General features: G+C 31.0%; 10 protein-coding genes and 1 pseudogene. 4 read left to right on the plus strand and 7 right to left on the minus strand.

Features of this window, described 5'->3' with window-relative positions; translation table 11 throughout:
• Positions 1 to 11 precede the first annotated feature (11 nt).
• From J3359_RS07765 to J3359_RS07785, 5 genes and pseudogenes are all read right to left on the minus strand, one after another.
• A complete protein-coding gene (locus J3359_RS07765; protein WP_208080134.1) occupies positions 12 to 3,467 on the minus strand; it encodes a DUF11 domain-containing protein in 3,456 nt (1,151 codons plus the stop codon).
• 164 nt (positions 3,468 to 3,631) lie between these two features.
• Positions 3,632 to 4,525: pseudogene (locus J3359_RS07770) on the minus strand (IS1595 family transposase).
• A gap of 120 nt (positions 4,526 to 4,645) precedes the next feature.
• A complete protein-coding gene (locus J3359_RS07775) occupies positions 4,646 to 7,030 on the minus strand; it encodes a DUF11 domain-containing protein (RefSeq protein ID WP_208080135.1) in 2,385 nt (794 codons plus the stop codon).
• 102 nt (positions 7,031 to 7,132) lie between these two features.
• Positions 7,133 to 8,389, minus strand: coding sequence for a DUF11 domain-containing protein (locus J3359_RS07780; RefSeq protein WP_208080136.1), 1,257 nt, complete (start codon positions 8,387 to 8,389; stop codon positions 7,133 to 7,135).
• Positions 8,390 to 8,461: 72 nt separating this feature from the next.
• On the minus strand, positions 8,462 to 9,217 hold the full coding sequence (locus J3359_RS07785; RefSeq protein ID WP_208080137.1) for a TerB family tellurite resistance protein: 756 nt from the start codon (positions 9,215 to 9,217) through the stop codon (positions 8,462 to 8,464).
• 413 nt (positions 9,218 to 9,630) lie between these two features.
• Here J3359_RS07785 and J3359_RS07790 point away from each other — a divergent pair, with 413 nt between their 5' ends.
• The 3 genes from J3359_RS07790 (at position 9,631) to J3359_RS07800 (ending at position 11,144) form a co-directional block, all read left to right on the plus strand.
• Positions 9,631 to 10,041 carry a BrxA/BrxB family bacilliredoxin gene (locus tag J3359_RS07790; RefSeq protein ID WP_208080138.1) on the plus strand — a complete coding sequence of 137 codons (411 nt, stop codon included), beginning with the start codon at positions 9,631 to 9,633 and terminating at the stop codon, positions 10,039 to 10,041.
• Between the two features lie 180 nt (positions 10,042 to 10,221).
• Positions 10,222 to 10,464: a hypothetical protein gene (locus tag J3359_RS07795; RefSeq protein WP_208080139.1), complete on the plus strand. Its 243-nt coding sequence runs from the start codon at positions 10,222 to 10,224 to the stop codon at positions 10,462 to 10,464.
• Positions 10,464 to 11,144, plus strand: coding sequence for an HD domain-containing protein (locus J3359_RS07800; RefSeq protein WP_208080140.1), 681 nt, complete (start codon positions 10,464 to 10,466; stop codon positions 11,142 to 11,144). The genes J3359_RS07795 and J3359_RS07800 overlap by 1 nt, the downstream gene beginning before the upstream one ends.
• Positions 11,145 to 11,314: 170 nt before the next feature.
• Here J3359_RS07800 and J3359_RS07805 read toward each other — a convergent pair whose 3' ends face one another.
• The gene (locus J3359_RS07805; protein ID WP_208080141.1) at positions 11,315 to 12,184 is read right to left on the minus strand and encodes an AraC family transcriptional regulator; all 870 of its coding nucleotides are present in this window, start codon (positions 12,182 to 12,184) and stop codon (positions 11,315 to 11,317) included.
• 208 nt (positions 12,185 to 12,392) lie between these two features.
• Between J3359_RS07805 and J3359_RS07810 the strand changes: the two genes are divergently transcribed.
• The gene (locus J3359_RS07810) at positions 12,393 to 12,974 is read left to right on the plus strand and encodes a T9SS type A sorting domain-containing protein (RefSeq protein WP_208080142.1); all 582 of its coding nucleotides are present in this window, start codon (positions 12,393 to 12,395) and stop codon (positions 12,972 to 12,974) included.
• 122 nt (positions 12,975 to 13,096) lie between these two features.
• On the opposite strand, the gene J3359_RS07815 is transcribed toward J3359_RS07810, so the two are convergent.
• Complete coding sequence (locus J3359_RS07815; protein ID WP_208080143.1) at positions 13,097 to 13,879, minus strand: enoyl-CoA hydratase/isomerase family protein; 783 nt, start codon at positions 13,877 to 13,879, stop codon at positions 13,097 to 13,099.
• Positions 13,880 to 13,977: the final 98 nt, after the last annotated feature.

The following is a 13,977-nucleotide window of genomic DNA, read 5'->3' on the forward strand; positions in this document are numbered from 1 at the left end:
TCTTTTACTTGTTAGTTGTTGCTATTAGAGGTTGAGTCTTTGTCTGTCTCTGTTACAGAAAAAACTTCTGTTTTATTTGTAATTATTGTACCTGTTGTTGTTATTGTTGCGCCAATTTTTAATTCAATTGTTTGATTTTTTGTAATTGTTAAGGCGCTTAAATCCCAAATACCAGTTGTGGCTGTATAGGTCGTGTTAGGTGGTGCAATAGAAGTTGAAGGGTTGTAAGTTAAGCCTGGTGGTAACAAATCTTTTACTTTTATGTTTGTAGCATCAGCATTTCCTTCATTTTTTAATGTAATGGTAAAAACAATTTTTTCGCCAACTTTTTTTATAGGTTTGTCTACCGTTTTTAATACACTTAAATCTACCAAACAGGCATCTTTTACAGTGTTATCTTTAACTCCTGCAGTATTTGCTTGTTGTGTTGAATTACCATTAATAATTGGCACACCATAGTTACTACTTTGTGTATTTGTTTCTACAACATCTCCTAAGCTATCGTCTGTTCCTGGATTAACTAAATTAGAGTTCTGAAAGCTTCCTGCTGCTTCTATGGCATCTGCACAACCATCGTTATCGCTATCTGTGTCTGAACAATCTGAAATACCATCATTATCTGTATCTACTTTAACTGGGTATTTTATATCATCTATACCTAAATATGTATCTGTACTTGTTCCTGTACCTGCTAAAGATTCTGATGTTGGCACAATTAATATACGATCGTAATTATGGTTTGCTTTAAATGAAATAGTGTATCTTTTCCAACTATCAGTGTTTGTAATTTTAAGAGATCTACCTAAAAAATCTATTCCAGCTTGTGAAGCAATTGTATTTGTATTTGATTGTTGTGCATTTGTTGGGTTTGCAACTCCTACTCTAATCCCATATATATCAATATGACCAGGGTTTTTAAATACGCCTCCTGCAGTTCTTCCTAAATTCATTTGATATGATAAAAATGAAAAATTATAGACAAGTTGAGGAATTAATTTTTCACCTGGTGCTAAATCTATCTTAACAACTTCTTGTGAATAAGATCCATTACTATGCAACCCCATAAAAGCAACTCCTTCTAATGCAGTAATTTGCCCTAAAAGTGAAGGAGGGTTTTTAAAATAGCCTGCAGAACCTCTAGAGTTTCTAATTTGACTTGTTCCTGTTGGAAAAGCTGCGCTATAATTATCATAACCACTATTTGAAGTTGTTGAGTTTTCGAAATTTTCAACATTACTTATAAAACAGCCTTCATCATTATCTAAAATACCATCATTATCATCATCTAAATCTGTACCATTTGGAATGCCATCTCTATCGTTATCACTAAAAAATATATCTCTATAATTAACATCTCCTCCGTCAATTCCTAAATCGTTGTCTTCATCTGGAAGCGCATTGGGTACAATATTTCCATCTACATCTGTTGGACCAGTTGTAACATCTGTAGCATTGTCTAATCCATCATTATCTGCATCTAAATTGGTTAATGTAATTCCAGCTTCTTGTGTGTCTAGCAAGCCGTCATTATCTGAATCTGTGTCTAAAAAGTCTGCATTACCATCTAAATCTGTATCTATTGGTGCAGAAGCAAATATAAAATTTGTTGGTATTCCTTCTATATTTACATTTACACTTGGTGTTTCATAACCAACTGTTGCTTGCGCCTCTACTGCATCTGGTATTCCATCTCCATCTGAGTCTAGATCCCAATGGTTAACAATACCATCTAAATCTAAATCGAAACGATCATCTACACCATCTGAATTTGTATCTACAAAGCCAGGGAATTGAGGATCTATGTAATCTGGAATTGTATCTCCATCATGATCTCCATTTGGGTCGAAAGAACCTAATTCTACTGTGTCTAAAATACCATCATTATCATCATCTAAATCTACATTGTCTGAATATCCATCATTATCTATATCGCAATCTGGCAAAACTACAGAAGCATTTGGTGAAGTAACCTCTTCTCCATAAAACCAAGTATTTAACACTCTTTCATTACCAAAATCATCTGTTGTAGAATTTGTAGTACTCCCTTTAGAACCTGAAGGTGCTGGTGTGTTTACTGTATTATTAATCGGTGGGTTATCTCCATTCCATTTATGTGTTGGACCGAGTTTACCATCTTCTGGTCTTGATTGATCTGCTCCTCCAACTGTATTATTGTTAGGTGTTACTACAACTCCTGAATCATCCCAATACATTCTTCTATTTAGCAAAACTGGCTTTACAGAATTTATAACCAGTCCATTAGGATTTAATTCTGCATCTATCATTGGCACACTTGTTCTTCCTCTTAAACTTGTTAATTTTGCTGCAGATGTTGTATTCCCAGAAACAGGGTTACCTTGCCCATCTAAACCATCCCAAGGAATTACAATATTTCCTTTGGGCTGATTAAATGCTTGCACTATAACATCTTTCGTATTTTTTTGATACCCAGGAACTCCATTTAAATCTATTGTTACGTCTACATCTCCTGCTTCTTGGATTTTTACAGGAATTAAATAATTACCAGGACAGCCAAATATTTTACCCACAGAAACGGGAATTACTTGAACACCAATAGGAAAAGCAGCAGCATCTGGTTCTGTAATAAAAACGGGGAAACCGTTTAATAATGTTGGAATTGTATTTCCTGTAGCCCCATTGTAAGAAATAGATTTTCTTGTTGTTGTCCACACATTTGTAGGATCATTATCATCATCTACAATACCAAACTTATTCATTGCTAATAAATAACCAAAAGGTCTAAATCCTTCTTGAAACTCTACAGTAACAACAATCTTATCATCTGTATAACCGAAAAATTTTCCTTTAAAATCAAAGTTAATTGAAGGAACAAACGTAGCAGGGTCATAAGTTATGAACCCCCATTTTTGAGAAAAAATACGACCTTCTGTTCTATTATTTGATGTATCTGATACTGTAAAATCAAAGTATGGAATAACAATATTATCGCCATCTGTGGTTCTTGTAACACCAGCATCATTACTCTTATACATTTCTATATAATAGTCTCCGTTTGCTGTAGGGTTAAAACTCAAAGGCGTGTAACCAGCAGGAACAGCTCCCCCAATGTTTGGCCCTGCAACTGCTTGGTTATAAGTACTTATGTAACCTGCACCTGTAGTGTTAAATTTTATTGGTCCTGCTACAGTTGCTCCTGCAGCATTTTTTATTACATAGTATAAATTATTACTTAAAACTAAAGGATTACCATCTCTTTCTCTAGGATTTATTCCAAAATATAAATTTTCTGTTGTGTGATCTAAAATTCTAAATTGTAATCTTTGTGATGCTGGAGCATTTAAATATGGACCATATCTTCCATCATCTGTAATATACATCGCCACACCATTATTAGGGTCTGGCATCACTTGTTTAGTACCATCTGCAAAGACAGATGTACAAATTAAAAGTATATATGTGATTGATAAAAGTATTTTTTTTTTCAAAATCTTATTTTTTAAAATTGGCTGATAAAATTAATACTTAAATTCAATTTAAAATCTTAATTGCATAAGTATTCGTTGAAACAACAAACTTGTTCGATAATTGTTACTAATGAACTGTTGAATGTATTAAAGTTAAAAAAATATAGAGGTATCTACTTAGGTTCTTATTTTAATTTGTTAATTTGTTGATAACTAATATTTTTGTTTTTAATCATTCTTTTTATTTAGGTTGTCAAAAATAGTTTGTTTATGAATAGACCCGTTTAAACGATAACTATACTCATCTAAATACTTTTCAATAGCTCCTTAATGCCATCCAAGAGCATTTGCTTCTTAATCCAGCTTTTAATTGATGAGTAATTGTGTTTATTTCAAAAAAACTGAAACATTACTTTTTATTTGAGTGATGTAATAGTCTTTTTTTAGCAGCAAAAGCCTTTCCATTTGTCTGTAATTATTTTGTATTCGTAGAAACATAGCTAACAAAAGTTTTACTTAGTTCCTTTGACGAGTAATTATCTATTCGTTTAAAAAAACACGTTTAACACCTCGTTTATTATCAACTTCTATAGCGACAACTATTTTCTTGTTTTTACTATTGTTACTTCTTCCTTGTTTCAAATATTCGTTACCTCCATAAACGAACTCATCAATTCAATACATAGCCAATTATAGGCTTCAGTTCACTGCTTTTCATTGCCATACATACTTTACACATAAATAACCAAGTTATTTCTTTTGTAACTTTTAAACGTCTTGCCATTTGAGACGAAGAGATACTTTTTTTGTTGTAGCACTCATCTCAAAAACAATAGCAAATGCTTTACGAACTCCAAACTTAACCTTATAAAATAAGGTATTTACTGTTGGGCTCTCTATAACATAAGTTACAATCGCGTGCATAGTTAGGCTTTCGAATTATATACTTAGTGTGTTTGCACTTCACACAAATAAAACCATCGTGCCATTTTATAGTTACTATAACATCTCAAATAACCAAAATCGGTCTTATAAGTGTCAAAAAAAATAAATAATACCCCACCTTTAAACGATTCTATAATATTAGGTTTTGTTTGCTAAAGATAAGTAATTAAATAGACACTTTAAAAAACGAATATAAGTTTTTTTTAACATTTTTTAACAAAAAAACTATTTTTTTAAAAAAAAGAGTTTATAAATTAGTTTTTAGAATTGGGGTTTGAATCTAAATCTTTTTGTTCCGTTTTAAATACTTCTGTAGTATTCAATACAATATTTGTAGCTGTTACTTTTGCTTTTAGTGTTAATGTAATTGTTTCGTTATTTTGTATATCTCTTGTAAGCTTCCAAATACCAGTAACTGCGTTGTAAGTTGTGTTTGTTGGTATTATTGAACCTAATGACACATAAGTTAATCCAGATGGTAATAAATCTTTTATTTCTACACCTGTAGCAACTTGTGGCCCTTTATTGGTTATTGAAATGGTAAAAGTTACATTATCTCCTTTTTTAACAATAGGTTTATCTACTTTTTTCTCTATAGATAAATCTATTTTTTTAGCAGTTATCGTAAAACTCTCTGTTAAATCGTCTGTAGATAAGTTAGAATCTGTTTGATCTTGGGTATTAGAAACCACATTAGTAAAAGTTCCTTCTTGAGGTTTTTTTGGCACTTTAGAAACAAATTTTAATGTAAACAACTCTCCTGCTTCCATAGTTCCAATGGTCCAGTCTGGGCTACTCCAAGTTCCTTGACTTGGAGTTACACTAATTAAATCTAACTCTGTAGGAAAAATATCTTTAATTACTAAATTTGTTACTGGCTGTAAACCAAAACTCTCTACTGTAACTGTAAAATTGATAATATCTCCATCTGTAACATTTGATTTATCTGCCGTTTTTTTAATAGCAATATCTGGGTCACAATTATAAACAGATACTATTTTAGAAGAATAAGAGCAAGTACCTTCTGTTACAATAACGTTATATTCCCCAATTCCTGTTGGTGTATAAGTAAATGATGTTGCTCCTGGAATTAAAACATTGTTTCTATACCATTGATATGCGTCAAAACTCTTTGTAGTTTCCTCCAAATCTCCAGCTGGATAACAACCTCCACCCGTAATTTGTACTCCAACTACTGGCACTGTATCAAAACCAGAAAAATAACCTGCCAAACCAGCATTAGAACCTAAACTCATAAATGTACCAACTGCAATTGGCCCTGTAGAAGTTACGTCTATTTCTCCAGCCAAACCTGTTACATAGAAAGTTTTCCAATCGGAAGTTCCTGCAGGAATTGTTGGTGCTGGCAAAGCCACTCTAACACCATTTTCTCTTACAACAATATTCGAATTTGCAGTTAAAGACGAGGCTATAATTGTAATTGCAGATATATTTGAATTTGCGCCAGCAATTTTATCTATATCAGAAATTTCGTCCATTAAATTAGGTAACAAGCAATTTACAGGTGCTATAAAATTCATACCAATAGTTTGTATTTTATTTGTAGCACCCTGTAAACATTGATATGCATATACCTCTCTTGAAGTGGTTACAAACATACTTGCACCTGCAGAGTTCGAAGAATAATAACTTCCTGGAACCTCTAAATAATCTCCATCGTTAATGGTCCCTATTAAAGTTCCACCAGCATATACTTCTGTATTATTTTGGGTTGCTACAATTATTGGAAACTCTGTTTCGTTAGCCCCTAAACCTCTTACAAAAACATATTCCCTTCCTAAAGAAGAAACGTCAACAGGTTGATCTATACCAACATCTCTTGCCTGACTTGTAGACCTTACCCCAACGTTTAAACCTCCATTACTTATTACTATAGGTTTTGTAGATTGAATTTTTGAGCCTAACCAACCATCTATATTAGCCGTAGTTTCGTTTTTTGCAGCTTCTAAGACAAAAGATTGTCCTTTATTTAATGTAATCGTTTGTGTGTCTGCAGTGATTCCTCCCCTTGCATTTCCTTTTCTAAACTTACAATTTGGGTCGTAACCAGAAACTGTAACAACAGTTCCATTTTCTGTTGCCATCATTCCTAAACTGGTTGTTAAATTTGCATTTTTTGCTCTGTTTGGAATACCACCCCATCTAAATTCGGTTCCTTTTGCTTTGGCTCCTTTAGAGGTTAAAGAACCTGCTTGCGACTTAGACCTACCCCTGTAGTTTACATAAAATTTCTTACCATTTGATGAAACAATTCTTAACCCAGCATTTGCTAAAACTTTACCAGTATTTGCATTTGTTACTAAAGTAATATTATTATCTCCATTTCCTAAACCATTCGTATTATCGAAAACCTTAGCATTTCCTTTCGATAAACCCGTTATTGTTCTTATAGGAGTTGTACTTGTACCTCTATATATTTCAATTGAAAAAGGAGTCGTCTCTGGCGTAGAAAAATATACTGCCTGCTGCACAATACTTTGTTTATTAGCTACTTGTTTTAAAGGTGGTAAATAATGTTCATTATCTAATTGTGCATAAGATCGAACACCAAACAACCAAACACTTAAAAATAATATTATTTTAAGAAAAGTAAACAGTTTACAATTCAATACATACATAAAACAAGATTTTTTAGAGAAACCCTTACAAAATTAAGCAAAGTGCACTAACTTATACTTTAACATTTTACCTAAAATATTGAGTTATTAATATTTTAAAAACTAATTACCATTATTTGGAACAGAATCTGGATCTGTTTCCGAAAGATTAATTACTTCTGAAGCATTTGTAATAATAGCACCCGTATTTATAACTTTTACTGCTATCTTAAGCTCAATGGAACCGCCAACCGCTAAAGTAGTTGTTAATAAATCCCAAATGCCAGTTATTTGATTGTAAGTTGTTCCTGCAGGAATAATAGAACCTGAAGGATTATATGTTAGTCCAGATGGTAATACGTCCTTTACCTTTATATTACTAGCAATTCTTGGTCCATTATTTTTTAACAACAGCGTAAAAACAACTTGATCTCCTTTTTTAACAATCGCTTTACCTATTGTTTTTTTAATGCTTAAATCTGCAAAATTAGTTTCTACATTTATAGTTGCTGTTAAATTATCTGGAAAAGAATTAGATTCCACTTGATCTAATAACACATCTTTTACTTGGTTTATTATTGACTTACCTTGTGTACCTGAATCTACAGTACTAACTATATTTAAAGTTTTTACTTGTCCAACAGACAAACTTCCAATTGTCCATAGACCAGAACTTGGTACGTAGGTTCCATTTACAGTATGAGAAACATAACTTACTCCAGCTGGTAACAAATCTGTTAACTTAACGTTGGTAGCATTTGTTACTCCTTTATTTTCGACAGAAACTGTCCAATTTACTGTATCATTCTCTTCAGGTGTGGTATTGTTTACTTTTTTTTCAACTACAATATCCGGACTACAATCTGTTGTTGCTGTACTTCCTCCATCAGAAAGTGTAATATTTGTAGCTCTACCAGAATAATTTGCAACTAATAATGCATAATATTTATCTTTTTGAGCAGTTATATTAAAAGAAAATGTTGATGCAGAAGCATAATCGCATGCTAAGGGTACTCCAAAAGCATTACAAGAAGCTGTCATGTCTGCTAAAGAATCAAAAGGTCCCCACAAAGCACCATCCACATCGCGATTTGCAGAGTTAGATTGATTAATTTTTAAAGAACCATTAGAAGATGCTTTAAAATAAAACCATGCAGGATTGGGAGAACTCCTTAAACAACCATAATTATTTCCAGGATTTGTTGTGCTAGCATTTACACCTGTTGTACTCGCTGCAAATGTTTGGTTTGTACCAATACACACTGTTGTATAATCTGCTGCATTTTTACATGAGGCTTGCCCATGAGACTTTAAACTAAAGAAAGATAGAATTAATACTAATAAAAAATTAATATTACTTATGCGTATCTGAGCACTCATAGTACATACATTATATATAACACAAAATTAAACAAAAAATATTAATTTTATGTTAAAAAGCAATTATTACTTCTACAAACCTCTCTCTTTTTTAATCTTTTCGTATGCTAGTTGTATGCTTTGAAACTTTTCTTTAGCTCCTTGTAAATGTTCTTTACCTAAATCTTGTAATTTATCTGGATGGTACTTTTTCACCATTTTTCTGTAGGCAGATTTTAATTCGTTGTCTGTGGCAGACTTTGTAATTTCCAAGATTTTATATGCATTATCTGAAGCATCGTAAAACATGGCTTTTATAGACTCAAAATCTCTTGAATTAATATATAAATAGTTGGCAATTTTATTAATTTCATTAACTTCTTTTTCGGTGACAAACTCGTCTGCTTTTGCAATTCCAAACAAGAAATGTAACAATTGTAAACGAGAAGCATGAGACATGTGTTCTCTAATTTGAATACAAACTTGTCTTGCAGAAATCTCTTTTTTTACTATTCCTTTAAATAATTTAAATGCATTGTTGGCTCTTTCTTTACCATACATACTTAAAAACTGAGATCTTACAAACTCTAATTCTCGTTTGTCTACTTTTCCATCCGACTTTATAACTATTGATGCCAAAACAAGCAAACTTATTTCAAAATCGCCAGATTGTGTATTTACAGTCGTATTTCTTTTTTGTTTTTGCTGATATTCTCCTTGTTCTAAAAGTAAATCTTTCTCCGAAAAACCATCTACAAAACTACCTATTGCAAAACCTATAGCTGCACCTATTGGCCCTCCTAAAGTAAAGCCTAATCCTGCACCCAACCATTTTGTAAAATTTGCCATATTTTATTCTTTTTCTTTATATTAAGGAGCAAAGTTACAAAGTTCCTTTTAAAGTTTCGTTTTTCAAATCTTCTGTTTATCGTGTTTTAAAACTTTGCGACTTTGAAAATTTATCTCTATTTTAATGCAAGAGAAAATTTTGCGTGAAGGATAGAGATATTTGTTTGAGCTCTTTTTATGCTTAACTCGATACGATATATGTTCTTTAATTAAGAGGTTTAACTTGAATTAAAAGGTACTGAAATAAATTCAGCATAAAAAAGCGAGTGTCTTTCGACTAAGCTTAAAATAAACTCCAACCTGACGATTTTTTAAAATAGAATGTAGTGATAACAGAATAGTATTTTTAAAAATGGGCATGCCCCAAAAAAAGAAAATATTAAGTATCTTTGCAGAGAATTAAATTAAAAATTATGTATCCAGAAGAATTAGTAAAACCAATGCGCGACGAGTTAATTAATGCAGGTTTTAAAGCATTATATACAAGTGAAGACGTAGAAGAAGTAATGGCAAAAAAAGGAACAACTTTAGTGGTTGTAAACTCTGTTTGTGGTTGTGCAGCAGGAACTGCAAGACCAGGAGCAATTGCTTCTTTAGGAGCAGAGAAAACACCAGACAATTTAACTACTGTTTTTGCTGGTGTAGAGAAAGAATCTACGCAAAAAGCACGTGAGTTTATGATTCCTTTTCCTCCTTCTTCTCCAGCAATGGCGTTGTTTAAAGATGGAAACTTGGTACACATGTTAGAAAGACATCATATAGAAGGTCGTTCTGCACAGATGATTGCACAGAATTTAGCACAGGCTTACGAAGAGTTTTGCTAATCTCATCTTAAATACTTCCCTTAGAGAAAGACTTTAAGAAGCTTTTTCTTTTTTTGAAAATTTTAAGAATTGTAAACAGGTTTTTAAATCTATAATTAATTTCTGTTTTTTCAAAAAGATAACTTTTAAAATCCATTCTATATAGAGTGGATTTTTTACTTTTACACAAAAACCAAACAAATGGCTTCTTTACATTCTACCAACACAACTGAAGAGTTAAAAAAGAAAATTAAAACCCAAAAAAAGATGGCAATAATTCATGGGTTTATTATTTTATTAATGATTGCTTTTGCTATTTTTTCTTCTATAAAAAATGGAATTTCTTTTCAAACTTTTTTACCTCTATTTTTTATCCCAATGGAAATTATAATGCTTTTTGAATTAAAAAAACTAAAAAAAGAATTGGCTGACAGAACTAAATAATGAACAAAGAAAAAGTAATTTCCAACACAATTGCATTTGTAAAAGAAGCATTAAAAAATGCTGAAGGTGGCCATGATTGGTTTCATATTAAACGTGTTTTTAACAACGCAATTCTAATTTCTAGAGAAGAAAAAGCCAATGTTTTTGTGATTTCTTTAGCGGCTTTATTACATGATATTGCAGATCCAAAATTTAATAATGGAGATGAAGCTATAGGACCTAAAAAAGCACGTGATTTTTTAATTTCTGAGAAAATTCCGAAAGATATTGGCATGCATGTAGTAAATATTATAAAGCATATTTCTTTTAAAAATTCCTTTGATACTGAAACAAGTTCAACACAAGTAAATAACAAGAAATTTACTTCTAAAGAGTTAGAAATTGTACAAGATGCAGATAGGTTAGATGCAATTGGTGCGATTGGAATTGCTCGTTGCTTTAATTATGGTGGTTTTAAAAACAACGTTTTATACGACCCAGAAATTGCACCAAATTTAAACATGACCAAAGAGGAATACAAAAGTTCTTCTGCCCCAACAATTAATCATTTTTATGAAAAATTGTTATTGTTAAAAGATCAAATGAACACAGAAACTGGAAAACGAATCGCCATAGAAAGACATAAATTTATGGAAAAATATTTAGAACAATTCTATAATGAGTGGAATGGTGTTAAATAAATATTTTTGATAAATAAAAAATAATTATAAATTTAAACTATAAAAAATATCTTTTTAAGTTATTGTTTAAAGACGTTTCTTTTTTTCTTATAGTAATTCTTAAGACACCTACTAAAAGTACCTTTAAAACTCCTTAAAAATTGTTTTATGATATTTTTCGTAAATTTTTCTTATTGAACAAGATTTAACATTTCGCTTCTGTATTTCGATGCAGATTTTCCCGTAAATTCTTTAAACAATTTATTAAAGTGAGAAAAATTGTTAAAACCACATTCGTAAGAAACATCTGCAATACTCATATTACTTTCCGATAATAATTTTGTTGCATGCACAACTCGATATTCATTTACCAATTTTGTAAATGTTTTTGTGGTTGTTTTTTTAAAAAATCTACAAAATGCAGGAACTGTCATACTTACCACATCTGCAACTTCATCTAAAGAAATGTGTCTTGTAAAGTTTTCGTTTATGTGTTTAAAAACCAAATCTATCTTTTCGCTATCTTGTGGTTGGGTTTCAAAAGCAAATCCGTCTGCATTTAAAATGGTATAATCGTTTGTAGTTGCCAACTCTTTTAAAATATCTAAGAACGATATAATTCTATCTGCACCTTCTAAATCTACTAACTCTTCAATTTTGGCTCCTATTCTTTTTTTAATTTCAATATTAAAACGAATTCCTTTTTTAGCACGCTCGAAAAGTTGATCGATGGAAAGCATTTCTGGAATTTTAAAGAAATTATCGCCTAAAAATTCGGGTTTAAACTGTATTAAAGTTTCGGAACCATTTGTTGTTAAACGATCCATATACCCTAAATGTGGCAAATTAGAACCTATTAAAACTAATTGACTATTGTTAAAATAGCTAATATGGTTTCCAATATGTCTTTTCCCTTTTCCTTTATTCACGTAAACCAATTCTATTTCTGGATGAAAATGCCAGAACGCTTTTTTCGTTTTTAAAAACTGTACGTGTTTTTTAACCAATAAAGAACTTCCAAAACTTGGTACAATTTTCTCTAATGTTGGTTTTGTTTTCATAATCTTCTTTTTCGAAAAGCAAAATTACAACTCTAAAAAGTAATAAAATATATAAAATTACCTTTATTGTATGCTATATTAACTTTACATTAATTTAACAATAGTATCTGTGATAATTTAGCATAGATACTTGTCAATTTTGATGTTTTCAGACACTTGAATCTGCCATAAATTTGCAGTGTTAATTATAACAAACAAAAAAAGAAAAATGAAAACAATTAAAAAATACTTAGTAGTAGCATTAATATTCGGAACATTATTAAGTTACGCAAAAGAAAACAATACATCTATTAACCCTATTAATGGCAAGAGAGTAAAGGTTGAATTTAACGCTGTTAAAAAAGGAAACACACTTACTATAAAACAAGAAAATGGTGTTACTTTATATACATCTAAAATTACAGAAGCAGGAACATTCTCTAAAACATTCGACTTTTCTGCATTGGCTTCTGGAAACTACATTGCAGCGTTAGAGAAAGATTTCGAAATTATTAAAAAGACTTTTAAAGTAGAAAATGGAACTGTTCTTTTTTCTAAAAAAAATGAAACTGAATTTAAACCAGTAATAAGAACTGAAAACGAATTGGTTTTAATTTCCAAAATTTCTTTCAACAAAAAACCTTTACAAGTAACTATTTTTTATAAAAATGAAGTTATTTATTCTGAAACAATTAAAGAAACAGAGAGAATTTTAAGTAGAGTTTATAGAGTTTCTAAAAAATTAAGAGGAGACTATAAAGTAATTGTTTACACAAACAATAAATCTTACGAACAGGACTTTAATCTTTAAAAAATAAAGTAAAATATCAAATAAAATATTTCTTTTATTTTGATTAGAAAAAGCGAACCTTTATTAGTTCGCTTTTTTTTGTGTTTCTAATTTTTTATTAAAAATAAGCTTCATTTATATAATTAATTCCCCGAGAAATTTGGCTTTCTTTTTTCTAAAAAAGCTGTAGTTCCTTCTTCGAAATCTTCGGTTCCAAAGCATTTTCCAAACTCTTCTATTTCTATATCAAAGCCATTTACACCATCTTCGAAATTCGCATTTACAGCCTTAATCGCTGCTGCAATTGCTACAGAAGAATTTCGCATAATTTTACTGGCAATTTTTTCTGCCAATGGTAATAATTCTTCTTGGGAAACCACATGATTCACCAAACCACATTCTTTTGCTTCTTCTGCAGAAATCATTCCAGCTGTCATAATTAACTCCATTGCCTTTCCTTTACCAACCAATTGTGGCAAACGTTGTGTACCTCCATAACCCGGAATTACACCTAAAGATACTTCTGGTAACCCCATTTTTGCATTGTTAGATGCAATTCTAAAATGACACGCCATTGCCAACTCTAAACCTCCACCTAAAGCAAAACCATTTACAGCTGCTATAACAGGAGTTGCTAAATTTTCCACAAAGTTAAACAACATTTCTTGTCCTGCTCTTGCTAAATTTGCGCCTTCTTCTACTGAAAAATGAGCAAATTCTGCAATATCTGCACCTGCAACAAAAGCTTTATCTCCACTTCCTGTAACAATAATTGTTTCTACACTTAAATCGCTTTCTAAAGTATCGAAAGCTTTATGTAATTCTTGTATGGTTGCTTTATTTAAAGCGTTTAATTTCTTAGGGCGATTAATGGTTATTTGTGCGATACCATTGCTTTTTGAAACTAATAGATTTTCGTAATTCATATTTATTATGTTTTAAAAATTATATTTAAGACTTTACTTAGACTAGCTCTTCCGAAATTTCGTGGATAACATTTAATTTTTATAGGCTCTTATTTCAC

Source organism: Polaribacter cellanae, assembly GCF_017569185.1.
GTDB lineage: Bacteria > Bacteroidota > Bacteroidia > Flavobacteriales > Flavobacteriaceae > Polaribacter > Polaribacter cellanae.

Excerpts from the sequence above, each read along its gene's own strand:
- J3359_RS07775 (WP_208080135.1), bottom strand. The coding sequence starts at position 7,030 with ATGTATGTATTGAATTGTAAACTGTTTACTTTTCTTAAAATAATATTA.
- J3359_RS07780 (WP_208080136.1), bottom strand. The coding sequence starts at position 8,389 with ATGAGTGCTCAGATACGCATAAGTAATATTAATTTTTTATTAGTATTA.
- J3359_RS07785 (WP_208080137.1), bottom strand. The coding sequence starts at position 9,217 with ATGGCAAATTTTACAAAATGGTTGGGTGCAGGATTAGGCTTTACTTTA.
- J3359_RS07790 (WP_208080138.1), top strand. The coding sequence starts at position 9,631 with ATGTATCCAGAAGAATTAGTAAAACCAATGCGCGACGAGTTAATTAAT.
- J3359_RS07795 (WP_208080139.1), top strand. The coding sequence starts at position 10,222 with ATGGCTTCTTTACATTCTACCAACACAACTGAAGAGTTAAAAAAGAAA.
- J3359_RS07800 (WP_208080140.1), top strand. The coding sequence starts at position 10,464 with ATGAACAAAGAAAAAGTAATTTCCAACACAATTGCATTTGTAAAAGAA.
- J3359_RS07805 (WP_208080141.1), bottom strand. The coding sequence starts at position 12,184 with ATGAAAACAAAACCAACATTAGAGAAAATTGTACCAAGTTTTGGAAGT.
- J3359_RS07810 (WP_208080142.1), top strand. The coding sequence starts at position 12,393 with ATGAAAACAATTAAAAAATACTTAGTAGTAGCATTAATATTCGGAACA.
- J3359_RS07815 (WP_208080143.1), bottom strand. The coding sequence starts at position 13,879 with ATGAATTACGAAAATCTATTAGTTTCAAAAAGCAATGGTATCGCACAA.